The following is a 24572-nucleotide window of genomic DNA, read 5'->3' as shown; positions in this document are numbered from 1 at the left end:
GCCTCGGCTGAACCGCGTCTCCTCCGCGGGCCCCGCCGGTACCGGCGGGGCCCGCCCCTTTTCCCGGGGCGGCAGCGGTCAGTGGCGGCGCGAACCGGTGCTCTTCATGATGAGCATCACGCCCAGCACGATCGCACCGATGATCAGGACCCACTTCAGCGCGCTGAAGACCAGGCCGATGACGGAGCCGAGGAGGAAGAGGCCGACCACGACGAGCGCGGCGATCAGAAGAATGCGTCCCATGTGTCGAACGCTATGCCGTCTCAGCTCGGATTTCGCCCGGCGGAAGGGAACCTCAGGGACAAGTCAGGGAATGGCCGGGGGCCGTCTCAGGGACGCCCCGAGACGCGCAGGAAGCGCCCGGACCCAGCCGCGGTCTCCCCGCAGGAACTCCGCCATCGCCAGGCCGGCCGCGTCGAGTTCGGCCGCGAGGAAGTCGTCGTCGAGACGCCTGCTCAGGAAGGTGTGGGTCCAGCGCCGGTCGCCGACCGTGTACTCCATGGTCGCGTCGATGAGGTGGGGTTCCGGCCGGTCGACCGCGGTCATCCGCACGACGTGGCCGTCTGCGGCGACCCGCTCGAAGGGCTCGACGGTGTCGTACCACTCGGGTAGCTTGCGCTGCAGGATCACGCATCCGTCGTCTGCGACGTGCTCCCGGCACGTACGAAGAAACGCCCGGCGCAGCTCGTCGTCGGGCGTCTCGATCACGAAGGACATGAGCAGGACGACGTCGAACCTCCTCCGAAGCGACAGCGACTGGATGGAGGAGCGGACGGTCTTCGCCCCCTCGATGTGGGCGAGCATCTCGGGGGACTCGTCCACGGCGACCACCTCGTGTCCGAGGGCCAGGAGGCGGTGGGTGACCCGGCCGGCGCCCGCGCCGAGTTCGAGGATCGAGGCGCCCTCGGGGATCGCCGCGTGGACGAGTTCGGGTTCGCCGTTAGGAGTGAGCATCGCGTAATAGTCCACGGCGCAGCCGTCCGGGGTGATCGTCCCGGGTCCGGTCCCGTGGTGCAGCCTTCGGGAACTCATGGTCACCATCCTGGACGACGGATCCCCGATCCGGCGGCGTGCCCCGGCACGCCGCCGGGGCACGAAGCCCGCGGATGCGAAGGTCAGTCGTTCGCGTGCAGGGCGGCGTTGAGCTCGATGCCGGTGCCCTTGCGGGGGACGGCCTCGACGGCGCCGGTGGTGGAGTTGCGGCGCAGCAGGATGCCGGAACGGCCGGACAGCTCCTTGGCCTTGACCGTCTCCCCGCCGGGAAGGGCGACCTTGGTCCCCGCGGTGACGTACAGGCCGGCCTCGACCACGCAGTCGTCGCCGAGGGAGATGCCGATGCCGGAGTTGGCGCCGAGCAGGCAGCGCTCGCCGACGGAGATGACCTCCTTGCCGCCGCCCGAGAGGGTGCCCATGATCGACGCGCCGCCGCCGACGTCGGACCCGTCGCCGACGACGACTCCGGCGGAGATGCGGCCCTCGACCATGGAGGCGCCCAGGGTGCCGGCGTTGAAGTTGACGAAGCCCTCGTGCATCACCGTGGTGCCCGCCGCCAGGTGGGCGCCGAGCCGTACCCGGTCGGCGTCGGCGACGCGCACACCCGAGGGAAGGACGTAGTCGACCATCCGCGGGAACTTGTCCACGCCGTGGACGGTCACCGGGCCGCGCGCCCGCAGCCGGAGCCGCGCGCTCTCGAAGTCCTCGACGGGGCACGGGCCGTGGTTGGTCCACACGACGTTGGCGAGCAGGCCGAAGAGACCGTCCAGGTTGAGCCCGTGCGGGCGGACCAGCCGGGCGGACAGCAGGTGCAGCCGCAGGTAGGCGTCGTGCGCGTCCACCGGCGGCTCGGACAGCTTGGCGATGCCGGTGCGGACCGCGACCACCTCGACGCCGCGCGCCGGGTCGGGGCCGACGAGCGCGGCGAGCTCGCCCGCCTCGGAGCCGGCCAGCCGCCGTGATCCCACGGACGTGGGGTCGCCCAGGGCGGGAGCGGGGAACCAGGTGTCGAGGACGGTGCCGTCCGGGGCGATCGTCGCCACGCCAATGCCGTGCGCACCCATGGTGCCGGGATCGATAGCTGTCATATCACCCAACGCTACCGGCATCGCCCGGACGGACGACCCCCGACTCGTACGCGTAGCGGACGGCCTGGGCGCGGTCGCGCAGGCCGAGCTTGGCGAGGAGCCGGTTGATGTGGCTGCTGACCGTGGCGTCGGAGATCACCAGCGTGGCGGCGATCTCCGCGTTGGACAGTCCGCGGGCGATGAGCAGGAGAACGTCGCGTTCACGCGGCGTGAGATCCGGCTCCGGGGCCGCGCTCTCCTCGGGCAGCCGGCCGTACCCTTCGATGACGCGCCGTGTCACGGCGGGGTCGAGCAGGGCCTCGCCCCTGGCGGCGGTGCGGATCGCGGCGAACAGCTGCTCGGGCGGCGACACCTTGAGCAGGAACCCGCGCACCCCGGCGCGCAGCGCCCGGTCCAGATTCTCGTCGGTGTCGTACGTGGTCAGCATGATCACCCCGGGCGGGTCGGGATCGTCGAGGATCCGCCGGGCCGCGGTCAGCCCGTCCATCTTGGGCATCGCGATGTCGAGCAGGACCACGTCGGGGCGGAGCCGCCGGGCCAGCTCGACGGCGGCCTGGCCGTCGGCGGCCTCGCCCGTCACCACGAGGTCGGGCTGGGTGCCGATCACCAGCCGCAGGCCCGCGCGGATCATCGCCTGGTCGTCCGCGATCAGGACGCCGATCGTCTCGGTCACAGCGGGATCACCGCCCGCACCGCGTAGCCCCGTCCGGCGGGGCCGGTGGCGAGCCGGCCGTGGAACAGCGCGACCCGTTCCCGCATGCCGATCAGGCCGTGGCCGCCCCGCCCCGGCGTGGTGCGGCCGTCGCGCGGTCCCTCGTCGGCGATGTCGAGGCGGAGCTCGCCGGGCGCGTAGCCGACGGTCACCGCGACCGCGGTCGGTCCGGCGTGTTTGAGCGTGTTCGTGAGCGCCTCCTGGACGATGCGGTACGCGGACAGGCCGAGACCGGCGGGCAGGGGGACCGGATCGCCGATGACCTCGACCGTCACGTCGAGGCCCGCCGCCCGCGACTGCTCCATCAGGTCGTCGAGGCGGTCGAGGGTGGGCTGCGGGGTCAGCCCGTCGCCGTCCGGGCCGCGCAGCAGGCCGAGCATGCGCCGCAGCTCGTCGACGGCCTCGCGGCCGGTGTCCTCGATCGTGGTCAGGATCTCGCGCTCCCGGTCCTGGTCCCGGCCGAGCATGAGCCGCACGCCCCCGGCCTGCATGGTCATGACGCTGACGCTGTGCGCGACGATGTCGTGCAGCTCGCGCGCGATCCGCGCGCGCTCCTCCGCGACGGCGGCCTGGGCGAGCAGCTCGCCGCGTTCCTGGGCCTGGAGGGCGAGCGTCCGGTGGCGGCGCACGGCGAGCCCGGACCCTCCGGCGAGCGCGGTCATGACCAGCGCCACCGCGACGTCGCCCCAGACCACGGTCGGGGACGAGGTCAGCATCGACACCAGGTACGCGCCCGTGGCGGCGAGGCCGACCCCCGCCTTCCAGCTCGTCGGCCGTATCTCGCTGAGCAGCGTGAACAGCAGCAGGAGCTGGGTGTAGAACTGCCAGGCCGCGGCCATCTCGCGTAGCAGCACGAAGCCGAGGACGTTGGCGGCCGAGTAGACGCACAGGACGGCGAAGGGGGCGCGCCGCCGATAGAGGACGAGGACGGCGGCCGCGACACCGGCCACGACCCACCACGCCGACGGCCGGCCTCCGGGGATGGCGTTTCTGCCGCTGAGCTCCTCGGCCACCGCGAACAGGCCGATGATGACCGCGATGAGCCAGTCGATCGGTGAGCGCATGGGGGCCTTTATACCGATAAATCATCCTTGCGGGGGATCGTGGATTCAAAGGGCGCCTTGACGACCCGAAGGGGTGCTGATTCCTACCGTCTGCCGCATGATTACCAACGCGGACAGGTTCCGCCGCACGGCGGCGGGCCTCAGCCTCATCCTCGCCCCGCTCTGCCTGCTCCTCGGCATGGCCGTCGATCCGACGGAGTCCGGGAGCGAGGATGTCCTCGCCTACGCGAACAATCCCGCGGCCACGGGGGTCAGCGCGACCCTCCTCCACTACGCCTGGGTCCTGTGGGTGCCCGGCGTCATCGGGCTGGTGCACCTGGTGCGCCGCAAGGGCGTCGTCCTCGCCAACCTGGCGGGCGCGGTGACCGTCCTCGGTCTGATCAACTTCTCGTCGCTGATGATCTCGGACTTCTTCGACATCACGGTGTTCCAGCAGTTGCCCGTCGCGCAGGCGGAGAAGATCATGCAGGACGCCGCGCAGCCCGCGATGATCGTCGCCTGGCAGATGCCCGGCATGATCGGCTCGTTCCTCGGGCTGGTCCTCGTGGCGGTCGCCTACGCCTGGTCGGGGCGGGTGGGCTGGTGGTTCCCCGCCGGCGTGCTCGCCGGGATCCTCGTCTGGCTCTTCGGCGCGAGCGCGTGGAACCTGTGGCTCGGGCTCTCCGGTCCGGTCATCCTGCTCGTGGTGTTCGGGATCGTCGGCGTCTCGCTGATCCGCATGGACAACCACGAATGGTCACCCGCCGCCTGACTCCCAAAGCAGGTCAAAGCCCACTTTCAACTACATGCGTTACATGTGAGTCAAAGCGGGGATGACTTGGGTCCCGTAGCTGGAGGGGCGATGACGGATGTTCAAGCTTTTGCACGGGGGTGCTTCCAGCGCACCGAAACGGACCGGGTGGGCGTAGAGCTGGAGTTCCTGGTGTTCGACGCGGAGACGCCGTCACGCCAGGTGCCCATCGCCCGCGTCGCCGACGCGCTTCCGCCGTTGCCCGGTGGGAGCCGCGTCACCTTCGAGCCCGGCGGGCAGCTCGAACTCGCCACGCCTCCGCTCCCGCTGTCGCAGGCCGTCGCGGGTCTCGTCTCCGACCTGGACGCCGTACGGCTCGCGTTCTCCGGAGCGGGACTGGTGCTCGGAGGTTTCGCGCTCGACCCGTTCCGGCCGCCCCGACGCCAGCTCCGCCTTCCCCGATACGACGCCATGGCGGCATTCCTGGGCGTGCCGTACGGGCGGCTGATGATGTGCTCGACGGCCTCCATCCAGGTGAACCTCGACTTCGGGGCGAACCCGCGTGTCCGCTGGGACCGGGCGCACCTGCTCGGCCCGGTGCTGGTCGCGGCCTTCGCCAACTCGCCGAGGGACGGCTGGATGTCCGGTCGCCAGGCCGTCTGGCACCACCTGGACCGGACCAGGACGGCCCCCGTCGCCATGGGAGGCGACCCGGTGGAGGAGTGGGCCGGCTACCTCCTCGACGCCCGTCTCATGCTGGTCCGGGACAGCGCGGGCGACGGCGCCGCCGGATGCCGGGTGGTCCTGGACGGCTCGCCGTACCGGGAGTTCGCCCGGGTCGCCGGGAGGCCGCCGACCGACGAGGACCTGGCCTACCACGCGACCACCCTCTTCCCGCCGGTACGGCCGCGCGGCTGGATGGAGACGCGCTACCTCGACGCCCAGGCGCTGGACGACTGGCCGGTCTGCGTGGCCGTGGTCCATGCGCTCGTCACGGACGACCGGGCGGGGGACGTCGCTCTCGACGCGGCGTGGCCGGTCCGCGGGGCCTGGGTGCGCGCCGCCCGGTTCGGCCTGGCGGAACCCCACCTGAGACGGACGGCCGAGGCCTGCTTCCGCGCCGCCGTCGAGGCGCTGCCCCGCCTGGGAGCGGAGCCGTGGCTGGTCGACCGGGTGGACCGGTTCGCCGCCCGGCACATCGAACCCGGCCGATCTCCGGCCCTCGACCTGGAGATGTGCGTATGAGAGAACGGCTTGCCCAGCGGGAACCGGACCCGCGACACGCGCCCAAGGAGCTGATCGCCGCCGAGTTGGCCGCCGCCCGCGACCGGTCCCTGGCGTACACGGACCTGGAGGACGACCTGCTGGTGCGCCAGCACTCGCCGCTGATGTCCCCGCTGGTGTGGGACCTCGCCCACGTCGGCAACTACGAGGAGCTGTGGGTGCTGCGCGAGGCCGGGGGGATCACCCCGCTGCGCCCCGAGATCGACGACATCTACGACGCGTTCAAGCATCCGCGCAAGAACCGGCCCGCGCTGCCCCTCCTGGGGCCCGCCGAGGCGCGGCGGTACATCTCCGGGGTCCGCGGCCGGGTCCTCGACGTGCTCGACGCCGTCGACCTGGAGGACCCCGACCCGTTGCGCGCGGGAGGTTTCGTGTTCGGCCTGGTCCTCCAGCACGAGCACCAGCACGACGAGACCATGCTCGCGACGTTGCAGCTCTCCAGGGAACCCGGGCTGATCAGGGACGGCGAGTCGCCCCCCGGCCGCGTCCCGTCCGCGGTGGGGGCAGGGGCGCCGTCCCGCGAGGTCTTCGTGCCCCCCGGCCCTTTCACGATGGGGACGGACACGCTGCCCTGGGCGTACGACAACGAGCGCCCCGCGCATCTGGTGAACCTGCCGGGTTACTGGCTCGACCGCTGGCCGGTGAGCAACGGCGACTACGCCGCCTTCGTCGCGGACGGCGGGTACGGCGACCGGCGCTGGTGGCGGCCGGAGGGCTGGGAGTGGGTCAGCGCGAAGGGGATCCATGCCCCGTTGTTCTGGACCCGGAACGGTGACGGCTGGTGGCGCGACCGCTTCGGCCGGATGGAGCCCGTGCCGCCGGACGAGCCGGTGCAGCACGTCTCCTGGTACGAGGCCGACGCCTACGCCCGGTGGGCGGGCAAGCGGCTGCCGACCGAGGCGGAATGGGAGAAGGCGTGCGGCGGCCGCACCTTCCCGTGGGGCGACGCGGAACCCCGGGCGGACCAGGCGGGCCTCGGCCATCGGGCGGCCAGACCCGCACCCGTCGGCGCGTACCCCGCGGGGGCCGGGCCGTACGGCGCGGAGCAACTGATCGGCGACGTGTGGGAATGGACCTCCTCCTGGTTCCAGCCGTATCCGGGTTTCCGGAGCTTCCCCTACGCCGAGTACAGCGAGGTGTTCTTCGGCGAGACCTACCGCGTGCTGCGCGGCGGATCGTGGGCCACCCATCCCACGGCCGCCCGTACGACGTTCCGGAACTGGGACTATCCGATCCGGCGGCAGATCTTCGCCGGGTTCCGGTGCGCCCGAGGGGCCGGGTGAGGGGCGCGTGTGCAGGCACGCGGCCTGGCTCGGGCCGTCCCGGCCCCTGTCGTCGCTGATCGGGGAGCCGGAGCACGGCCTGCTCCGGCAGGCGTACGCGCCCCGGCTGCAGCGGTACGGGACCGTCAACGCCGACGGGTTCGGCGTGGGCTGGTACGACGCCGCGCGGGCGGAGCCGGTCCGCTACCGCCGTTCGGTGCCCATCTGGGCGGACGCCAACCTGCCCGGGATCGCCGACGTGGCACGGTCGGGCTGCCTGCTGGCCGCCGTCCGGTCGGCGACCATCGGCATGCCGATCGAGGAGAGCGCGACCGCGCCCTTCTCCGACGGCCGGTGGCTGCTCAGCCACAACGGCCGGGTGGATCGCGTCGCGGTCGCGGGGAACGGCGTGGCGGTCGCGGGGAACGGCATGGACCCCGAGAGCCCGTGCGACTCGGCGTGGCTCGCCTCCGCCGTGTTCGCACGGCTCCGCGCCGGCATGCCGGTGGCCGACGCGGTGGCGCAGGTCGTCACCGAGACGGCGCGGGCGGACCCGGCGGCACGGCTCAACCTTCTCGTCTGCGGGGGATCCGAGATCGTCGCCACCGCGTGGGGCGACACCCTTTTCACCCACGTCCACGAGGGCGTGCTCCTGGCGAGCGAGCCCCTGGACGGCAGGCCGGGCTGGCGTGCCGTCGATGACCGGACGCTGGTTCTCGCCTCTCCCGACGGCGTGAGCGTGACACGTATCTGACCCGTCAGGCACGTCTGACACGTATCCGAGGAGCGGAAGTGATCAACCATCTCGACGGCGGTTATCTGCGCCAGGCACTCGAAAGCGACGTCCGCACCGGACTCACGGCGGAGCCGAAGTGGCTGCCGCCCAAGTGGTTCTACGACGCGGCGGGCAGCGAGCTGTTCTCCCGGATCACCCGGCTGGACGAGTACTACCCGACCCGGCGTGAGCTGGCCATCCTCCGGTCCCACGCCGCCGACATCGTGCGGCGGAGCGGCTCCGACACCCTGATCGAGCTGGGTTCCGGCACCAGCGAGAAGACCGGCCTGCTGCTTGCGGGCATGCGCGTCTACATGCCGGTGGACGTGGACGCGGTCACCCTCAGGGCCACCGCGCGGCGGCTGACCACGCGCTTCCCCGGCCTCTCCGTACGCCCGGTGTGCGCGGACTTCGAACATCACCTGTCCCTGCTGCCGCCGGGGATGGTGGCCTTCCTGGGCGGGACGATCGGCAACCTCGACCCCGAGGCCAGAGAGGTGTTCCTCAAGGAGCTGCGCTCCACCAGGAAACCCGGGGACGCCTTCCTGCTCGGCGTGGACCTGGTGAAGGACCGGGACCGCCTGGTCGCCGCGTACGACGACGGCCGGGGCGTGACGGCCGCGTTCAACCGCAACGTCCTGCATGTGATCAACCGGGAGCTGGGCGCCGACTTCGTCCCTGACGACTTCACGCACGTCGCCCGGTACGACGAGGAGAACGAGTGGATCGAGATGCGGCTGCGCGCCTCCCGTCCCATGCGGGTGCACGTACGCGATCTCGACCTGTCGGTCTACTTCATACGCGGGGAGGAGATGCGTACCGAGATCAGCGCCAAGTTCCGGCGTGAGGGCCTCGCGACCGAGCTGGCGCGGGCGGGCTTCGACCTGGACCGCTGGTACACCGATCCGGACGGTGACTTCGCCCTCGCGCTCAGCGTGGCGCGTTGAACCGTCCGGCCCGGCAATCGACGAGAACGCGGTCCCAGTCCCAGAGGAACCGCGGGAGGCCGTAGCGTGCCAGGGCCGCGGCCCTGGCCGCCTTCCCGTACTGGCGGGCCAGCTCGGGATCGGCCACGAACGCGGAGACGGCGGAGGTCAGCGTGGCCAGCCTGGTGGAGATCACCCCGGCCTCCGGCGGCACCGCCTCCACCGCCTCCGTGGTGGCCAGCGCGACGACGGGCAGGCCGAGCAGCATGGCCTCGATGAGGGCGAGGCCGAGCGAGGTCCACCGGTAGGGGTGCAGGTAGACGCGCCGTCGCGCCAGCTCGGCGTGCATCACGGCCTGCGGCAGGTCCTCGAACGTGCCGTACGGCAGGCCGTCGACCCGCATGCCGAACACGTCAAGGGGAACGTCGAAGGCGGGCAGCAGGTCCGTGCCCGCCACCCGCGTCCGCCGTACCGGCTCGTTGACCACGACCCCGGCGCGGGGCAGCTCGCCGGTGTACCGGTAGCCGGGGTCGATCACGCCGTGTTCGATCACCCGGGTCGGGGCGCGGCCGGAGTCCCAGAACAGCTCGTTGAAATGCGTGACGTGGATCAGCGGGATGTCGTCCCGGTCCGCGAGGGGATGCCGCGTCTTCGGCACCTCGCCCACCGGGGTGTTGTGCTCGACGTAGACGGCGGGCACGCGGCGCCCCAGCCAGTTCCCGGCCAGCTCGATCTCGTGCGGGCGTTGGAGGACGACGACGTCCACGTCCTCGGCGGCCAGCCGGTCCCACGGGACCTCCCGTACGGACGCGGGCCAAGGGTAGGTCCGGGCCCGCCCGCGCCCGTCCGGGCCGCGGTCGGGCGTGAGCGGCACGACATACTCGTGCGCGCCCTGCACGAACGACGTGGTCCACGAGCCGTGCACGTGCCAGAGCAGGATCTTCAACCGATCGTCCCTTCCCCCAGAAGTGCTCGCTCCACCGCCGCGGCGAGATCGGGCACGACCTCGCGGGCCGCCGCCACCTCGCCGGGGAGCGTCCGCGGAGTGGGCACGAGGATGCCGCGCGCCCCGGCCGCCAGTGCCGCCTCGACGTCGCCTCCGATGTCGCCGACCACCACGCAGTCGCGGGGGCTGACCCCGAGGAGCGCGGCGGCCCGCAGCACGAGGCCGGGCGCGGGCTTGCGGCACCCGCACCGGTCCGCCTCGCCGTGCGGGCAGACCGCCCACACGTGGAACGGGCCGAGGAGGTCCTCGACCCGTGCGTTGACCGCGTCCAGCGCGGCGCGGGTGATCAGGCCCCTGGCGACGCCGGACTGGTTGCTCACCACGCCGACCGGCACGCCCGCGCGCCTGAGCCGGTCCAGCGCCGCGCGGGCCCCCGCCACGGGTGACACCCGGTCCGGATCCGCGTTGTACGGGACGTCGTGGATCAAGGTCCCGTCACGATCGAAGAGCACGGCGGCGAGTGGACCCATGCCGGGCACTTACCCCCGAAATCGCTACTTAGCGTGACAATCGTCAAGAACCGCTTCCAGGTATCGCGTCCTACCCGCAAAGCCGCGTTTGAGAAGCGCTTCGCTCGGTAACAGCACCGAAACACTCCCAGCGGAGGTGCGCGCATGCGGTTCCTGGGGATAAATGCCATCTTCCATGATCCCGCCGCGGCCCTGGTGGTCGACGGCGAGATCGTGGCGGCGGCTGAGGAGGAGCGGTTCAGCAGGCGGAAGCACGGCAAGCGCCCGGTGCCGTTCTCCGCCTGGGAGCTGCCGGAACAGGCGGCCGCCTGGTGCCTGGAGCAGGCCGGCCTGCGCCCCGAGGACCTCGACGCCGTCGCGTACTCCTATGATCCCCGGCTGGTCCGGCCGGGCCTCGCCGGACTGGACGAGCGCTGGGAGGACCTGCGCACCACGTACGCGCGGCGGGCCCCGGCCTTCCTCGCCACTGCCGTGCCGGGACTGGACCCGGACCAGGTCAGATACGTGCCGCACCACATCGCGCACGCCGCCTCCGCCGGGCTGGCCGCGCCGTACAGGGAGGCGGCGGTGCTGGTCTGCGACGGGCGCGGGGAGGCGGTGTCCCACCTGGCCGGGCACTACCGCGACGGCGACCTCACCGTGCTGGCCAGTCAGGAGCTGCCGCACTCCCTCGGCCTGATGTACGAGGAGGTCACCGAGCACCTGGGCTTCCTCCGCTCAAGCGACGAGTACAAGGTCATGGCGCTCGCGGCCTACGGCGAGCCGCGCCACCTGCCCGAGCTGCGCGAGCTGATCTACGCGACCGGCGACGGCGGGTTCCGCGTCGAGCCGATCGACTGGGCCGTCTACGCCAAGCGCGGAGAGGGCGGGGACGACGGCGCGTGGGCCGCCGAGCACGCCGACCTGGCCGCCAGCGTGCAGGCCAGGCTGGAGGAGGTGCTGCTCGACCTCGCCCGATGGCTGCACGATCGCACCTCGGCCCGCTATCTGACCATGGCCGGGGGAGTGGCGCTGAACTGCGTCGCCAACACGCGCCTGCTGGCCGAGGGCCCGTTCGAGGACATCTGGGTCCAGCCCGCCGCGGGCGACTCGGGGACCGCGCTCGGCGGCGCCCTGCACCTCGCACGCGCGTACGGCGAGAGCGGCACCCCGATGCCAGGCGCCGACCTCGGGCGCGGCTGGCGGGACGAGGAGCTGGCCGCCTGGCTGGACGTCGCGCGGGTGGCCTACGACCGTCCCGAGGACCTCGCCGGGGCGGTCGCCGCCGAGCTGGCCGCCGACCGGATCGTGGCCTGGTTCCAGGGCAGGAGCGAGTACGGCCCCCGGGCGCTCGGCCGCCGCTCCCTGCTCGCCCACCCCGGCCGCGCGGCCAACACCGAGCGGCTGAACGCGGTCAAGGGGCGCGAGCGGTTCCGCCCCATCGCGCCCATGGTGCTCGCGGAGCGGGCGCAGGAGATCTTCACGCGGGGCCCCGCGTCCAGCCCGTACATGCTGTTCGTCCACGACGTGCGGCCCGAGTGGCGCGACCGGATCCCGGCCGTCGTCCACGTGGACGGGACGGCCCGGATCCAGACCGTGGAGCGTTCCCGCGACCCGCTGCTCGCCCGGACGCTGGAGGAGTTCGAGGTCCGTACGGGCCTCCCCGTGGTGGTCAACACCAGCCTCAACACGGCGGGACGGCCGATGGTGGACGATCCGAGGGACGCGCTCGAGTGCTTCGGCTCCGCGCCGGTGGACGTGCTGGTCCTCGGGCCGTTCGTGGTCCGCAGGAGGGCGGTGGTCGGCGCATGATCACCGTGGTCATCCCGACGATCGGCCGCCCGACGCTGAAGGCGACCGTCGCCGCGCTCGATCCGGGCACCGGACCGGGGTTCGACGTGATCGTGGTCGACGACCGGCCGGACGGCCGCTCTTGCGAACCGCTGGACGTGCCGGGAGACCAGGTGAAGGTGATCCGCTCGGGCGGCAGGGGACCCGCCGCGGCGCGGAACGCCGGGTGGCGCGCCGCCCGCACCCCGTGGGTGGCCTTCCTGGACGACGACGTCGTCCCGCTGCCCGGGTGGGCCGAGGCGCTCCGCGCCGACCTCTCCGGCCTGCCCGACCACGTCGCGGGCACCCAGGGACGGCTGGAGGTCCCGCTGCCGCCGGGCCGCAGGCCGACCGACGCCGAGCGCACCACCGCCGGGCTCGCCGGCGCCGTCTGGATCACCGCCGACATGGCGTACCGGCGCTCGGTCCTGGACCGGACGGGCGGGTTCGACGAGCGGTTCCCGCGCGCCTACCGCGAGGACAGCGACCTCGCGCTGCGGCTGCTCGGCGCCGGGTTCTCGCTCGTGCGCGGCGACCGGAGGACCCGCCATCCCGTACGCGACGACGGCTTCTGGGCGAGCGTGCGCGCGCAGCGGGGAAACGCCGACGACGCCCTCATGCGGCGGTTCCACGGCCCCGGCTGGCGAGCCGCGGCCGGGGCCGCGCGCGGCCGCCTGCGCCGCCACGTGCTGGTCACCGTGCTCGGCGCCGGTGCGGTCGCGGCCTTCCTGACGGGCCACCGGAGAACCGGGGCGGCACTCGCCGCCGGCTGGGCGGCGCTGAGCGCGGAGTTCGCCTGGGCGCGGATCGCGCCCGGCCCGCGTACGCGGGACGAGGTGCTCCGGATGGTCGTCACCAGCGTGGTCATCCCGCCCGTGGCCTGCGTCCACCGGCTGCGGGGCGAGGCGCGGAGGCGCCGGTGACGGGGCCCGGATTCCGCCAGGACGGGCAGGGGCGGCCGGTGGTCCTGGTGGCCCGCCCCGACAACGCGGGCGACGTCCTGCTGGCCGGTCCGGCGATCCGCGCGGTCGCCGCCGGCGCGCGGCGGGTCATCGTCCTCGCCGGTCCGTACGGCAGGGCCGCGGCGGAACTGCTGCCCGGCGTGGACGAGGTGCTGGAGTGGCGGACCCCGTGGATCGACCCCGGCCACGTGCCGATGACCGGCGCCCACGCGGCGCGGCTGATCGACGCGGCCCGGGCGGCCGCTCCCGACACGGCGCTGATCCTCACGTCCTTCCACCAGTCGCCGCTCCCGCTCGCGCTGCTGCTGCGGCTGGCGGGGACGCCGCGGATCGCGGCGATCAGCACGGACTACCCCGGCTCGCTGCTCGACGTGCGGCACGTCGTCGACGAGACCGTGGACGTGCCTGAGGCCGAGCGCATGCTCGGTCTCGCCCGCGTGGCCGGGTTCGACCTCCCGCCGGGTGACGACGGGCGGCTCGCGGTCCGGCGGCCGCTGCCGGACGTCACGCGTCTCACCGGCCCACCCGGATACGTGGTGGTGCATCCCGGCGCCACGGCGCCGGCCCGCGCCTGGCCGCCCGACGAGCACGCCAGGACGGTGAAGGAGCTGGCCGCGTGCGGCTTCCGGGTGGTCGTCACGGGCGTCGAGCGGGAGCTGACGGCGGAGGTGGCCGGCGCGCAGGCCGCCGACCTCGGCGGGGCCACGACGTTCGCCGAGCTCGCCGCGGTGCTCGCGGGGGCGTGCGTCGTCGTCGCGGGCAACACCGGCCCCGCCCACCTGGCCGCCGCCGTCGGCACCCCGGTCGTCAGCCTCTTCGCCCCCGTCGTCCCGGCCGCGCGCTGGGCGCCGTACGGCGTGCCCTCGGTGGTGCTCGGCGACCAGGACGCGCCGTGCAGGGGCAGCAGGGCGCGGACCTGTCCGGTGCCCGGCCATCCGTGCCTCATGTCGGTGACCGCCGAGCAGGTGGTCCGCTCGGTCAGGAGCCTGCGATGAGGATCGCCCTGGTATCGGAACACGCCGACCCTCTCGCGGCGATCGGCGGCGCCGACTCCGGCGGGCAGAACGTCCACGTCGCGGCGCTGGCCCTGGCCCTGGCCGAACGCGGGCACGAGGTCACCGTGCACACCAGGAGGACCGCTCCCGACCAGCCGCGGGTCGTGGACATGGGCCGCGGCGTGACCGTCGACCACGTGCCCGCGGGACCTCCGGCGCCGATCCCCAAGGACGAGCTGCCGCCGTACATGCCGGCGTTCGCGGACCACCTCGCGCGGCTGTGGTCGGCCCGGCCGCCCGACGTGGCGCACGCCCACTTCTGGATGAGCGGCCTGGCCGCGCTCGCCGCCGCCGAGCCGCTCGGCGTCCCCGTCGTGCAGACCTTCCACGCGCTCGGCACGGTGAAGCGGAGGTGGCAGGGCGCGGCCGACACCAGCCCGCCGGACCGGATCGCCGTCGAGCGTGACGTGGGACTGCGGGCCGCCGCCGTGCTCGCCACCTGCACCGACGAGGTGCGCGAGCTGCGCGCGATGGGCGTCCCCGAGGACCAGGTCACCGTCGTGCCGTGCGGCGTCGATCTGGAGCTGTTCACCCCGGAGGGCCCGGCCGCGGCGCGCGACGGGCGCCCCCGCGTCCTCTGCGTCGGCCGGATGGTGCCGCGCAAGGGCTACGACACGGTCATCCGGGCGCTGCGGGACGTGCCCGGCGCCGAGCTGGTGATCGTCGGCGACGAGCCGGCGGAGGTCGAGCGGCTCCGCGAGGTCGCCGCGGCCTGCCGGCTGGAGGACCGGGTACGGCTGGTCGGCGGGGTCGCCCACGGCGACGTGCCGGCCCTGATGAGGTCCGCCGACGTGCTGGTGACCGTCCCCTGGTACGAGCCGTTCGGCATGGTGCCGCTGGAGGCGCTCGCCTGCGGGGTGCCGGTGATCGCCTCGGCCGTCGGCGGCCACCTCGACACGGTGGCGGGATGCGGCGTGCTGGTGCCGCCGCGACGGCCGCTCGCCCTCGCCGACGCGCTCCGCGACCTGCTCGCCCGCCCCGGCCTGCGCGCCGCGCTCGGAGAGGCGGGCGCGCGGCGGGCCCGCACGAGGTACGGCTGGCCCGAGGTGGCCGCCAGGACCGAGTCCGTCTACCGGAGGGAGGTCGAGCCGTGCACCCTCATCTGCTCCGGCTGACCGAGGCGCTGTCGGCGGTCGACGCGGAACTGCCGACGATCCACGCCTGGGGTCTCAAACTGTCCGCCGTACTGATCGGCGGTGGACGGCTGCTCGCCTGCGGCAACGGCGGCTCCGCGGCCGAGGCCCAGCACCTGACCGCCGAGCTGGTCGGGCGGTTCCGCTCCGACCGGTGCCCGTACGCGGCGATCCCGCTGCACGCCGACACCTCGACGATCACCGCGATCGGCAACGACTTCGGCGCCGAGGAGGTGTACGCGCGCCAGGTGTGGGCACACGGACGGCCCGGCGACGTCCTGCTGTGCCTGTCCACCAGCGGCGCGAGCGGGAACGTGGCGGCGGCGGCCGTGGCCGGGCGCGAGCGCGGTCTCACGACCTGGGCGCTCACCGGCCGCGCCCCCAACCCGCTGGCCGCGCTGTGCGACGAGACGTTCGCGGTCCCCGCCGGCGACTGCGCGACTGTCCAGGAGGTGCATCTCGCCGTCATCCACATGTTGTGCGACGTGATCGAGGAGTTCCGCGAGTGACAGGAGGTCCGTGGTGACGAGGAGTTCGAGGAGTGAGGGCATGCTGGGAAACATCCTGATCACCGGAGGCGCCTCCGGGCTCGGCCGGGCCACGGTCGAGGCGGTCGCCAAGGCCGGAGGGCGCCCCCTGGTCGTCGACGTACGGCTGCCGGAGGGGGACGTCGACTTCGTCCAGGCCGATCTCGCCGACCGCGAGCAGGCGGAGCGGGCCGTGCGTGAGCTGGTCGAGCGCGCGGGCGGGCTGGGCGGCGTGGTGACCGCGGCCGGGATCGACGCCTGCGGCCGGCTGGAGGACGTGCCCGCGGCGGACTGGGACCGGGTTATCAAGGTCAACCTCCTCGGCACCGCCGCCGTCGTCCGCGCGGCCCTGCCGTACCTGGACGGGCGGGTGGTCACCGTCGCCTCGACGCTCGGGCTCCGGGCGGTGAGCGACGCGACGGCCTACTGCGCCGCCAAGTTCGGCGTGGTGGGATTCACCCGGGCGCTCGCGACCGAACTGGCCGGTCGGGTGGGGGTGACGCTGCTGGTGCCCGGCGGCATGCGTACGGCCTTCTTCGACGGGCGGGACGAGCGGTACAGACCAGGGCCGGACGCGCGGCTGAACCAGCCGGAGGACGTGGCCGCGACGATCGTCTTCGCGCTCGGCCAGCCGCCCGGCTGCGAGATCAGGGAACTGGTCGTCTGCCCGGCCACGGAGACGTCGTGGCCCTAGAGCGGGAGCGGGCGGAGCCGCCCGGGGACCCCGAGCCGCCGGCGCGCCCGGCGTTGCTCGTGCTGCGCGGGCTCGGCCTGGGGGACCTGCTCACCGCCGTGCCCGCGCTGCGGGCCCTGCGGCGCGCCTTCCCCGGTCACCGGCTCATGCTGGCCGCCCCCGCCCGCCTGGCCGAGCTGCTGCCGCTGATCGGCGGGGTGGACGACCTGCTCGACGTGCGCGGGCCCGGTCCTGTCGGGCTGCCCGCGCCGTACGGGGTGCCGGACGTGGCCGTCAACCTGCACGGGCGCGGGCCGCAGAGCACCGCCGCGCTGCGCCGTACGCGGCCGGGGGTGCTGCTCGCGCACGCGCCCGAGGAGGGCGGCCCGCCCTGGCGGGAACTGCACGAGGTGCGGCGATGGTGCGCCTTCCTGGAGTGGTACGGCATTCACGCCGACCCGGAGGACCTGGCGATCCGGGCGCCCGGTGGTTCCAGGGGCCCGGCGGAGGTGGTCGTGCACCCGGGCGCGGCCTCGCTCGCCAGGCGCTGGCCGCCGGAACGGTTCGCCCGGGTCGCCGCGGAGCTGCCCGGCGTGGTGATCACCGGGGTGGAGCGGGAGCTCGGACTGCGCGTCGCCGCGCTGGCCGGCCTGCCGGAGGAGCGGGTCCTGCGCACCGGGCTCCTGGAGCTGGCCGAGGTGGTCGCCGGAGCGCGGCTGGTGATCTGCGGCGACACGGGCATGGCGCATCTGGCCACCGCGCTCGGGACGCCGTCGGTCGTGCTGTTCGGCCCCATGTCGCCCGCTCTGTGGGGGCCGCCTCCAGGAGGCCGCCACGTCGCCCTGTGGAAGGGGCGGCGCGGTGATCCGCACGGGACGCGGCCCGATCCCGGCCTGCTGGAGATCGGCGTCCCGGACGTCCTCGACGCGGCCCTCGGGCTGCTGGAGGTGAGTGTGTGATGAGAGCCGTCGTGACCGGAGGCGCGGGCTTCCTCGGGTCGTACCTGTGCGAGCGTCTGCTGGGGCGGGGCGCCGAGGTGCTCTGCCTGGACAACTTCCTCACCGGCGCCCCGAGCAACGTCGAGCACCTGATGGGACGGCCGGGGTTCCGGCTGCTGGAGTGCGACCTGACCGGGTTCGTCCATGTACCCGGAGACGTGGACCTGGTGCTGCACTTCGCCTCCGCCGCGTCCCCGGCCGACTATCTGAGGCACCCGATCGAGACGCTCAAGGTCGGCAGCCTCGGCACGCTGCACGCGCTCGGCCTGGCCAAGGAGAAGGACGCCAGGTTCGTGCTCGCCTCGACCAGCGAGGTGTACGGCGATCCGCTCGAACACCCGCAGAAGGAGACCTACTGGGGCAACGTCAACCCGGTGGGACCGCGCAGCGTGTACGACGAGGCCAAGAGGTTCGCCGAGTCGCTCACCACCGCCTACCGCGACTCGCGGGGCACCGACACCGCGATCGTACGGATCTTCAACACGTACGGTCCCCGGATGCGCCCCCATGACGGCCGGGCCATCCCGACGTTCATCAGGCAGGCCATCATGGACGAGCCGATCACCGTGACCGGGGACGGGGAGCAGACGCGGTCCATCTGCTACGTGGACGACACGGTGGAGGGCATCATCGCGCTGGCCGGCAGCGACTTCGAGGGGCCGGTCAACATCGGCAACCCGGCCGAGCTGAGCATGATCGACCTGGCCGGGATGATCCGCGACCTGGCCGGGTCGTCGTCCCCGATCCGTTTCGTCCCCCGGCCGGTCGACGATCCGGCGGTCCGCCGGCCCGACGCCTCGCTCGCCGCCGAGCGGCTCGGGTGGCGGCCGCGGGTGGATCCCGTCACCGGGCTGCGCCGTACGATCGCGTGGTTCGAGCGGGAACTGGCCCGCGAGCCGTCCCCGACCGTCGCCTGAGCTTCGCGGTCTTCCTGATCATCGCCCTCTCGGTTACTTATCGGATCGGTGCGCCTACGGAACGTCGTTTAGTGCTGATGTCCGATGGGGACGTGCCATGACATGTCACCCGATGCCGTGATGAGCATGCTCGCCCTCGCAGCGGGCCCGGCCAGCCCGGCCGACATGCTCGCGGCACGGATGCAGATGGGGCTCTCGCTCGGATGGCACATCATCCTCGCCTGCCTCGGCGTCGGCATGCCCGGCCTGCTCCTCTTCGTGGAGTGGCGGGCCGTACGCACGGGCGACGCCGACCGCATGCTGCTGGCGCGGCGGTGGGCCAAGGCGATCGGCGTGCTCTTCGCGGTGGGCGCCGTGTCCGGCACGATCCTCAGCTTCGAGATGGGCCTGCTGTGGCCCGGCCTCATGGACGTGTACGGCCAGGTGATCGGGGTGCCGTTCGCCATGGAAGGCGTCGCCTTCTTCATCGAGGCGATCTTCCTCGGCATCTACCTGTACGCCTGGGACCGGCTGTCGCCGCGTACCCACCTGCTGAGCGGGGTGCCCATCGCGATCGCGGGCGTGTCGTCGGCGTTCTTCGTGGTGGCGGCCAACGCGTGGATGAACCAGCCGCGCGGGTTCGACCTAGAGAACGGCCGGGTGACCCGGGTCGACCCGTGGGCGGCCATGTTCAACCCCGCGACGCCGCCGCAGACCATCCACATGATCGTGGCGGCGTTCATGGTGACCGGCTTCGCCACCGCCGGGGTGTACGCGGTGGCCCTGCTGCGCGGGCGCCGGGACCGCTACCACCGCCTGGGGTTCCTGATCCCGTTCACGCTCGGCGCGGTGCTCTCGCCGATCCAGATCGTGGTCGGCGACTACGCGGCGAAGTTCCTCGCGGAGTACCAGCCGACCAAGCTCGCGGCGGCCGAGGGGCTCTTCGCCACCCGCTCCCACGCCCCGCTCAGCCTGGGCGGGATCGTGTACGACGACGCTCTGCACTACGCGGTCGAGATCCCGAGCGGTCTGTCGATGCTCGTCGGGTTCAGCCCCGCGACCGTCGTCCAGGGCCTGGACCGGGTCCCCTCGCGCGACCGGCCGCCGGTCAACCCCGTCCACCTGGGCTTCGACACGATGGTGGGGATCGGGTTCTTCCTGCTCCTGCTGTCCGCCTGGCTGGCGCTGAACTGGTGGCGGCGGCGGGACCTGCCCCGCTCCCCGTGGTTCCTGCGGCTCGCCGCCGTCGCGGGGGTGGCCGCCGTCGTCGCGGTCGAGGCGGGCTGGATCGTGACCGAGGTGGGCCGCCAGCCCTGGATCGCGTACGGCAGGATGCGCACGGTGGAGGCGGTGAACCCCGCGCCCGGCCTGTGGGCCGGGTTCCTCATCGTCGTCCTCGTCTACGTGGTCCTCACCGTGGCGACCGTCTACGTGCTGCGGCACATGACGAGGACCACGCCGGTCCCGGCGGTCGCCCCTCAGGAACGCGCCTGATGGACGCCGCGCAGATCCTGCTGGTCGTGATGTGGGTGGGAATCACCCTCTACGCGCTACTGGGCGGTGCCGACTTCGGAGGCGGCGTCTGGGACCTGCTCGCCGGACGCGAGCACACGAACAGGAAGCTCATCGAGCACGCGATCGGGCCGGTCTGGGAGGCCAACCACGTATGGCTGATCTTCGTGCTCGTCGTCCTGTGGACCGGGTTTCCGCCGGTGTTCGCGGCCGTCATGTCCACGCTCTACATCCCTCTGACGCTGGCCGCTCTGGGGATCATCTTCCGGGGCTCGGCGTTCGTCTTCCGCAAGGCCAGCACCGAATGGTGGTCGCGACGCCTGTTCGGCGCGGCCTTCGCGATCTCCTCCCTGCTGACCCCGTTCTTCCTCGGCACCGTCGCCGGCGCGATCGCGTCGGGCCGCGTCCCGCCCGGCCTGGCCGCGGGAGACCTGGTGGCGAGCTGGGTGAACCCCACCTCGATGCTCGGCGGAGTGCTCGCGGTGGGCGTCTGCGCCTACCTGGCCGCCGTCTACCTGTGCGACGACGCCGTACGGGCCGGGCTCGACCCGGAGGGGTTCCGCCGGAGGGCGATCGGCACCGGCGTCGTGGTGGGGGTGGTCGCGCTCGCCGGCATCGCCGTACTGCGCTGGGACGCTCCCGCGCTCTTCGCCGGGCTCACCCACCGCGCGCTGCCCGCCGTCGTGGCCAGCGCCGTCATGGGTCTCGCGTCCCTCGGCCTGCTCTGGGCGCGCGGGTACGTGCTGGTCAGGGTCACGGCGGTCCTCGCGGTGACCGCGGTCATGTGGGGCTGGCCGCTGGCGCAGTATCCCGTGATGCTGCCGCCCGCGTTCACCTACCGGCAGGCGGCGGCGGGGCCGGAGGTGCTCGTCGTCACGCTGATCGTGCTCGGGGCGGGCGCGCTGCTGGTCCTGCCGGCCATCGGGTGGCTACTCGCCGTCCAGCGGCGGCTGCCGTACGACTCCGGCTGACCGGGAGTGAACCCCGTCAGCCGTCCGGCCGGCTTTCCTCTCTCGGACCTTTCTTCTCTCGGACCTCGCTGTTTGCATATTCCGGACATGTCACACGATTTGGCGTGCCATGGCGATGATCTCCTCCAGGCGGCCGCCGTGTGCGCCGTGCCAGTAGACGCGCCGGCAGGCACGGCAACGGGCGAACGTCTCGTAGGAGCGACGGGTCCCCGCGGGCAGCATCCGCTCCACCTCGGCCTTGCCCGCCGGAACCAGCGGCCCGTTGCACGCCGTACACCGCGTCCACGGATCGAGCGGCGGCGCGAACCTGGCCAGCACGTCCGCCAACTGCTCGTCCGGACGGGCGCCCCGGACATATCCCCCCAGCCACAACGCCTTTCGCCTCAGCAGGCCGCGATCCTGCGTCAGCAAGACACGCCGCTCCGCGTTCGCCTGCTCGATCAGCGCGTCATCGTCCAGATCGTTCCGGTACGCCGCGTCGACTCCGATGACGCGCAACCGCCGGGCCAGCGTGCCCAGGTGGACGTCGAGCACGAACCTGGGAGACGGGATCGGTTGCGGCCGCTCGACCGCTCGCACGCGTACCGTCTCGCCCGGCGTCGGCCGGTACGACGTGGGCACCCGGCGGCCGTTCACCGCCAGCGAGCCGACCTCCGTCAACGGCACGCCGATCGACTCGACCACATGCCCCAGCGACGACGTCCCGTCATACGGAACCCGAACCTCGATGCCCTCAGCCTCCCCGCCCCCCGCCCCGATGTCCCTGCTCCCTGCCTGTACGCCCTGGGCGGGTTCCGGCTCGCGGTACACGGGCGCGGCAGGTTCCGGCTCGCGGTACACGGGCGCGGCAGGTTCCGGTCGAGCCTGTACGGCCTCGGCAGGTTCGAGCCCAGTCTGTGCGGCTTGGGTGGTTTCCGGTCGGGCCGGTGGGGCTTGAGTGGGTTCCGGTCTGCCTTGTGCGGTCTCGGTGTTTGCTGACCAGATGTGCACTGGTCCGGCCATTTCTGGCGCAGCCTGTGTGTCCTCGGCGTTCTGTAGACGGGTAGGCACTTGTTCGGCATGGTTCGGCTCCGGACCTAGGTCGGTCCGTCCCGGTTCGGCATGTCCCGGTTCGGCATGTCTTGGCTCGGCGCGTCTCAGGCGAGCCGAGAGAAACAGCCGCAATTCGGGCGCGACAGTGACGGACAACTCCTGTCCAGTCATGTTTCCAGCATGCCAGCCGCCCTCAGCCCGTCAGTGTGCAGCCTGGCCGCCTTGCGAAGCGCATTCCTGGCGGGAGGGCCTGTCAATGTCATGGTGGGCGGCCAGATCAGGAGATGCCAGAGTTCGACGGCGATTCGATGCAGGCGTGCAGGCGTGCAGGCGTGGTCGTCGGTCACGGGCGACGTTCCCTCGGGCGGTGTAACTCCACGCTGACGCAGCAAGCCCGGACATGGGGCGAGCCATCGCGATAGGTCAGCGAGTTCCCGGCAAGGTTCTCGCGGAGGAAACCACACGATGGCTCTGGACCAGTCTGCCCTGCTCGACCTGTTGGAGTCTTCGAAAGCCGCCGACATCGCCGACGCCGACGACACCACGTCATCCGGCAGGCGGCTGATAGTCCGCCGTTGATCCAGATGACGTACGAGTGCTATGACAGGCAACGTTCGCCCCGTCGTTCAGGGATAGTAGGCGTCGTGGGTCCGCCGATATCCGCCACAATCGGCACATGCTGAGTATCGGATCCGTTGTGCTGGGAGTCTCGGATGTGCGGCGCGCGGCCGCATTCTGGATGGACGCTCTGGGATACGCCCCACGGGAGGAGATCGAAGACGACTGGGTAGTGCTGGTGCCGACGGTTGGGACCGGGGTCCAGCTCTCGCTCGGCCTCAGTGAGACGCCGGTCCAGGAGCATCCGCGGATCCATCTTGACCTGTACGTCGAGGACGCGGCCGAGCAGGTCGCCGAGGTGGAGCGGTTGGTGTCCCTGGGAGCCCAGCGCGTCGACTGGGACCGTTATCCGGACGATGCCGACTTCGTCGTGCTCGCCGATCCCGATGGCAACCGCTTCTGTGTCATCGACACCAGTCACGGCTGACGGGCGATCAGCGGCAACGGGCCGCGGTCGGCAGGGCAAGTGCTGTCCGACGAGGCGCTGCTAGGCGTGCTGCCCATGGGACTTCGGGGCGACGCGGCGTCCGAGCAGGTTGGTGACGCGGCTGATGGCGGCTGGCCTTTCAGCACAGTGAGATCGCGGCAGCACAGCGAGTTCGCGGGCGGCCCAGCCTCGCACCGGTGTACGCACCGGTCGCTGTGTCGTGGCGCTGCCGGGCAGTCGACCGACACGCCGCACGCGCGTCCCGTCCCGCTGGGCTGTCTCACCCCGCCGTACGCGGCGCTGGACTGCGGCCGGCCAGCCGACCGATCCGCCGTACGCACCTGACGTCCCGCTGGGGAGTCCCACCGCGCCGTACGCACCTGACGTCCCGCTGGGGAGTCCCACCGCGCCGTACGCACCTGACGTCCCGCTGGGGAGTCCCACCGCGCCGTACGCACCTGTGAGGTCCCGCTGGGGAGTCCCACCGCGCCGTACGCACCTGAGGTCCCGCTGGACGCTGCCACCCCGCCGTACGCGTCTGACGTCCGCTGGGGCACACACCCGCCGCACGTGCCTGCCGCTCCGCTACGGCGGGCAGTTGTTCCGGCGCGCCGTGATAGTCGCGGCCTGGTGAGCCGCATGCGCGGCGTTCGCGGGCGCGGTGGTTGCTGGCACGGTCCTACGCGCGCCTCCACAACCACCCGCACTCCGCTCCGCTCCCGCCGCCTCGCGCTCCTGGAGCTCCCCGTCACCTTGCCGCTCTCAGCTCCTGGGGCTTCATCTCGCCCTCTCGCATTCCTGCAGATCCTTGCCCGGCTGCTCTCCGCACCCCTGCAGATCCTCCTCACCCCGCCGCGCTTCGGTCCTGGAGCCCCTCTTGCCCTGCCGCTCTCACGCCTCTGGAGTTCCACCTCATCTGGCCGTCGGGCGGTTGCCGCCCTCTGCCTCGCCGCTGTCCGGGCTGGGGACCGCGAGGCCGCCGCCGGTCCGAGCTTGACACGGCCCGAGGTTGACACGGTCCGAGGTCGACGCCGCCGACCTGAGGTTGGCGCCGCCAGCCTGAGGTTGACACGCTCCGAGGTCGGCATCGGCCTGAGGTCGACTCCGGTCCGAGGTTGACTCCGGTCCGAGGTTGACTCCGGTCCGTGCTCTCGTCCCAGCCCCGTCCAAAGCCGCGCTCCCCGTCCCCGCTTCCGAGGCACAGGCGCAAGCAAGTCAGGGCATCGGCCCTCGCCACTGGCCACGGCCTCGCCACTCGCCACGGCCTCGCCACGGCCCTCGCCACGAGGATCCCCTCACCCCCACCCCCACCAACCCCCTATCGCCGTTCACCTCCCCGGCCCGGATCGCGGGCTGCCCGTGATACCGCTCGCCACCAACCCGCCCTTCCCCTCACCCCCATGACGGAGCCCGATCTCCGCCATGAGCCACCCTCAATAGAGGTAGGAAAAATACGGCGATCAATACACTCCGCGAGGGGCGGAATCTGTGATTCCAGGTGAATGTGTCGAGTGTTTTTCCGGAGGCTGTCTGGGCGGCGTTTTTGTCGGTGGCGGTTGTTAGCGTTGCGGTGTGAATATCGAACGGCAGCCGATCCCCGACGGCCTGGGCGACATGCCCCCGGGCGTGGGATTGGCCGCCGTGCTGGA

General features: G+C 72.6%; 24 protein-coding genes. 16 read left to right on the top strand and 8 right to left on the bottom strand.

The window, feature by feature from the left end; translation table 11 throughout:
• Nucleotides 1–78 precede the first annotated feature (78 nt).
• The 5 genes from AB0I59_RS31010 to AB0I59_RS30990 form a co-directional block, all read right to left on the bottom strand.
• Nucleotides 79–243, bottom strand: a complete 165-nt coding sequence (locus AB0I59_RS31010) for a hypothetical protein (RefSeq protein ID WP_228646754.1) — start codon at nucleotides 241–243, stop codon at nucleotides 79–81.
• A gap of 63 nt (nucleotides 244–306) precedes the next feature.
• On the bottom strand, nucleotides 307–1032 hold the full coding sequence (locus AB0I59_RS31005; RefSeq protein ID WP_061258684.1) for a class I SAM-dependent methyltransferase: 726 nt from the start codon (nucleotides 1030–1032) through the stop codon (nucleotides 307–309).
• Nucleotides 1033–1115: 83 nt separating this feature from the next.
• Nucleotides 1116–2081 (bottom strand): 2,3,4,5-tetrahydropyridine-2,6-dicarboxylate N-succinyltransferase, encoded by a 966-nt coding sequence (dapD, locus tag AB0I59_RS31000; RefSeq protein WP_061258683.1) that lies wholly within the window; start codon nucleotides 2079–2081, stop codon nucleotides 1116–1118.
• 1 nt (nucleotide 2082) lies between these two features.
• Entirely contained in the window at nucleotides 2083–2754 is a 672-nt protein-coding gene (locus tag AB0I59_RS30995) for a response regulator (protein WP_358138528.1), read from the bottom strand.
• On the bottom strand, nucleotides 2751–3857 hold the full coding sequence (locus AB0I59_RS30990) for a sensor histidine kinase (RefSeq protein ID WP_061258682.1): 1107 nt from the start codon (nucleotides 3855–3857) through the stop codon (nucleotides 2751–2753). The genes AB0I59_RS30995 and AB0I59_RS30990 overlap by 4 nt, the downstream gene beginning before the upstream one ends.
• A gap of 97 nt (nucleotides 3858–3954) precedes the next feature.
• Here AB0I59_RS30990 and AB0I59_RS30985 point away from each other — a divergent pair, with 97 nt between their 5' ends.
• The 5 genes from AB0I59_RS30985 (at nucleotide 3955) to egtD (ending at nucleotide 8855) form a co-directional block, all read left to right on the top strand.
• Complete coding sequence (locus tag AB0I59_RS30985; protein WP_061258681.1) at nucleotides 3955–4608, top strand: hypothetical protein; 654 nt, start codon at nucleotides 3955–3957, stop codon at nucleotides 4606–4608.
• A gap of 147 nt (nucleotides 4609–4755) precedes the next feature.
• Nucleotides 4756–5832: a glutamate-cysteine ligase family protein gene (locus AB0I59_RS30980; RefSeq protein WP_358138525.1), complete on the top strand. Its 1077-nt coding sequence runs from the start codon at nucleotides 4756–4758 to the stop codon at nucleotides 5830–5832.
• Nucleotides 5829–7154, top strand: a complete 1326-nt coding sequence (gene egtB / locus AB0I59_RS30975; RefSeq protein ID WP_061258679.1) for an ergothioneine biosynthesis protein EgtB — start codon at nucleotides 5829–5831, stop codon at nucleotides 7152–7154. Before AB0I59_RS30980 ends, egtB begins: the two co-directional genes overlap by 4 nt.
• A 7-nt stretch (nucleotides 7155–7161) precedes the next feature.
• Nucleotides 7162–7887 (top strand): ergothioneine biosynthesis protein EgtC, encoded by a 726-nt coding sequence (egtC, locus tag AB0I59_RS30970; RefSeq protein WP_358138523.1) that lies wholly within the window; start codon nucleotides 7162–7164, stop codon nucleotides 7885–7887.
• A 38-nt stretch (nucleotides 7888–7925) separates the two neighbouring features.
• Entirely contained in the window at nucleotides 7926–8855 is a 930-nt protein-coding gene (egtD, locus tag AB0I59_RS30965) for an L-histidine N(alpha)-methyltransferase (RefSeq protein ID WP_358138521.1), read from the top strand.
• Here egtD and AB0I59_RS30960 read toward each other — a convergent pair.
• Both AB0I59_RS30960 and AB0I59_RS30955 read right to left on the bottom strand, forming a co-directional pair.
• Entirely contained in the window at nucleotides 8839–9780 is a 942-nt protein-coding gene (locus tag AB0I59_RS30960) for a glycosyltransferase (RefSeq protein WP_358138519.1), read from the bottom strand. The two genes, egtD and AB0I59_RS30960, sit on opposite strands and share 17 nt — an antisense overlap.
• The gene (locus tag AB0I59_RS30955) at nucleotides 9777–10310 is read right to left on the bottom strand and encodes a D-glycero-alpha-D-manno-heptose-1,7-bisphosphate 7-phosphatase (protein ID WP_061258675.1); all 534 of its coding nucleotides are present in this window, start codon (nucleotides 10308–10310) and stop codon (nucleotides 9777–9779) included. Before AB0I59_RS30955 ends, AB0I59_RS30960 begins: the two co-directional genes overlap by 4 nt.
• Before the next feature lie 144 nt (nucleotides 10311–10454).
• On the opposite strand from AB0I59_RS30955, the gene AB0I59_RS30950 reads away from it, so the two are divergent.
• The 10 genes from AB0I59_RS30950 to AB0I59_RS30905 all read left to right on the top strand — a co-directional run bounded on the left by AB0I59_RS30950 (nucleotide 10455) and on the right by AB0I59_RS30905 (nucleotide 20846).
• Nucleotides 10455–12101 (top strand): carbamoyltransferase family protein, encoded by a 1647-nt coding sequence (locus AB0I59_RS30950; protein WP_358138517.1) that lies wholly within the window; start codon nucleotides 10455–10457, stop codon nucleotides 12099–12101.
• Nucleotides 12098–13042 carry a glycosyltransferase family 2 protein gene (locus tag AB0I59_RS30945; RefSeq protein ID WP_358138515.1) on the top strand — a complete coding sequence of 315 codons (945 nt, stop codon included), beginning with the start codon at nucleotides 12098–12100 and terminating at the stop codon, nucleotides 13040–13042. The genes AB0I59_RS30950 and AB0I59_RS30945 overlap by 4 nt, the downstream gene beginning before the upstream one ends.
• Nucleotides 13039–14076 carry a glycosyltransferase family 9 protein gene (locus AB0I59_RS30940; protein WP_358138513.1) on the top strand — a complete coding sequence of 346 codons (1038 nt, stop codon included), beginning with the start codon at nucleotides 13039–13041 and terminating at the stop codon, nucleotides 14074–14076. The genes AB0I59_RS30945 and AB0I59_RS30940 overlap by 4 nt, the downstream gene beginning before the upstream one ends.
• Nucleotides 14073–15251: a glycosyltransferase gene (locus AB0I59_RS30935; RefSeq protein WP_358138511.1), complete on the top strand. Its 1179-nt coding sequence runs from the start codon at nucleotides 14073–14075 to the stop codon at nucleotides 15249–15251. Before AB0I59_RS30940 ends, AB0I59_RS30935 begins: the two co-directional genes overlap by 4 nt.
• Nucleotides 15227–15778, top strand: a complete 552-nt coding sequence (locus AB0I59_RS30930) for a D-sedoheptulose-7-phosphate isomerase (RefSeq protein ID WP_358138509.1) — start codon at nucleotides 15227–15229, stop codon at nucleotides 15776–15778. The genes AB0I59_RS30935 and AB0I59_RS30930 overlap by 25 nt, the downstream gene beginning before the upstream one ends.
• A 40-nt stretch (nucleotides 15779–15818) precedes the next feature.
• The gene (locus tag AB0I59_RS30925; RefSeq protein WP_358138507.1) at nucleotides 15819–16490 is read left to right on the top strand and encodes an SDR family oxidoreductase; all 672 of its coding nucleotides are present in this window, start codon (nucleotides 15819–15821) and stop codon (nucleotides 16488–16490) included.
• Nucleotides 16481–17428, top strand: coding sequence for a glycosyltransferase family 9 protein (locus AB0I59_RS30920; RefSeq protein WP_358138505.1), 948 nt, complete (start codon nucleotides 16481–16483; stop codon nucleotides 17426–17428). Before AB0I59_RS30925 ends, AB0I59_RS30920 begins: the two co-directional genes overlap by 10 nt.
• Nucleotides 17428–18384 (top strand): UDP-glucuronic acid decarboxylase family protein, encoded by a 957-nt coding sequence (locus tag AB0I59_RS30915; protein WP_358138503.1) that lies wholly within the window; start codon nucleotides 17428–17430, stop codon nucleotides 18382–18384. Before AB0I59_RS30920 ends, AB0I59_RS30915 begins: the two co-directional genes overlap by 1 nt.
• Nucleotides 18385–18510: 126 nt before the next feature.
• Complete coding sequence (locus AB0I59_RS30910) at nucleotides 18511–19857, top strand: cytochrome ubiquinol oxidase subunit I (protein ID WP_358138501.1); 1347 nt, start codon at nucleotides 18511–18513, stop codon at nucleotides 19855–19857.
• Nucleotides 19857–20846, top strand: coding sequence for a cytochrome d ubiquinol oxidase subunit II (locus tag AB0I59_RS30905; protein WP_061258667.1), 990 nt, complete (start codon nucleotides 19857–19859; stop codon nucleotides 20844–20846). Before AB0I59_RS30910 ends, AB0I59_RS30905 begins: the two co-directional genes overlap by 1 nt.
• 90 nt (nucleotides 20847–20936) lie before the next feature.
• Here AB0I59_RS30905 and AB0I59_RS30900 read toward each other — a convergent pair whose 3' ends face one another.
• The gene (locus tag AB0I59_RS30900; protein WP_358138733.1) at nucleotides 20937–21605 is read right to left on the bottom strand and encodes a Mut7-C RNAse domain-containing protein; all 669 of its coding nucleotides are present in this window, start codon (nucleotides 21603–21605) and stop codon (nucleotides 20937–20939) included.
• Between the two features lie 949 nt (nucleotides 21606–22554).
• Here AB0I59_RS30900 and AB0I59_RS30895 point away from each other — a divergent pair.
• Nucleotides 22555–22923, top strand: a complete 369-nt coding sequence (locus tag AB0I59_RS30895) for a VOC family protein (RefSeq protein WP_061258666.1) — start codon at nucleotides 22555–22557, stop codon at nucleotides 22921–22923.
• Nucleotides 22924–24572: the final 1649 nt, after the last annotated feature.

Origin of the sequence: Microtetraspora glauca, assembly GCF_040656155.1 — a bacterium.
Lineage (GTDB): Bacteria > Actinomycetota > Actinomycetes > Streptosporangiales > Streptosporangiaceae > Microtetraspora > Microtetraspora glauca.
This window is presented reverse-complemented; position numbering and strand designations above follow the sequence as displayed.

What these genes read in the sequence shown, in the direction of transcription:
- AB0I59_RS31010 (WP_228646754.1), bottom strand. Translation starts at nt 243, where the DNA reads ATGGGACGCATTCTTCTGATCGCCGCGCTCGTCGTGGTCGGCCTCTTC.
- AB0I59_RS31005 (WP_061258684.1), bottom strand. Translation starts at nt 1,032, where the DNA reads ATGAGTTCCCGAAGGCTGCACCACGGGACCGGACCCGGGACGATCACC.
- dapD (WP_061258683.1), bottom strand. Translation starts at nt 2,081, where the DNA reads ATGACAGCTATCGATCCCGGCACCATGGGTGCGCACGGCATTGGCGTG.
- AB0I59_RS30990 (WP_061258682.1), bottom strand. Translation starts at nt 3,857, where the DNA reads ATGCGCTCACCGATCGACTGGCTCATCGCGGTCATCATCGGCCTGTTC.
- AB0I59_RS30985 (WP_061258681.1), top strand. Translation starts at nt 3,955, where the DNA reads ATGATTACCAACGCGGACAGGTTCCGCCGCACGGCGGCGGGCCTCAGC.
- egtB (WP_061258679.1), top strand. Translation starts at nt 5,829, where the DNA reads ATGAGAGAACGGCTTGCCCAGCGGGAACCGGACCCGCGACACGCGCCC.
- AB0I59_RS30955 (WP_061258675.1), bottom strand. Translation starts at nt 10,310, where the DNA reads ATGGGTCCACTCGCCGCCGTGCTCTTCGATCGTGACGGGACCTTGATC.
- AB0I59_RS30950 (WP_358138517.1), top strand. Translation starts at nt 10,455, where the DNA reads ATGCGGTTCCTGGGGATAAATGCCATCTTCCATGATCCCGCCGCGGCC.
- AB0I59_RS30945 (WP_358138515.1), top strand. Translation starts at nt 12,098, where the DNA reads ATGATCACCGTGGTCATCCCGACGATCGGCCGCCCGACGCTGAAGGCG.
- AB0I59_RS30935 (WP_358138511.1), top strand. Translation starts at nt 14,073, where the DNA reads ATGAGGATCGCCCTGGTATCGGAACACGCCGACCCTCTCGCGGCGATC.
- AB0I59_RS30925 (WP_358138507.1), top strand. Translation starts at nt 15,819, where the DNA reads ATGCTGGGAAACATCCTGATCACCGGAGGCGCCTCCGGGCTCGGCCGG.
- AB0I59_RS30915 (WP_358138503.1), top strand. Translation starts at nt 17,428, where the DNA reads ATGAGAGCCGTCGTGACCGGAGGCGCGGGCTTCCTCGGGTCGTACCTG.
- AB0I59_RS30910 (WP_358138501.1), top strand. Translation starts at nt 18,511, where the DNA reads ATGCTCGCCCTCGCAGCGGGCCCGGCCAGCCCGGCCGACATGCTCGCG.
- AB0I59_RS30905 (WP_061258667.1), top strand. Translation starts at nt 19,857, where the DNA reads ATGGACGCCGCGCAGATCCTGCTGGTCGTGATGTGGGTGGGAATCACC.
- AB0I59_RS30895 (WP_061258666.1), top strand. Translation starts at nt 22,555, where the DNA reads ATGCTGAGTATCGGATCCGTTGTGCTGGGAGTCTCGGATGTGCGGCGC.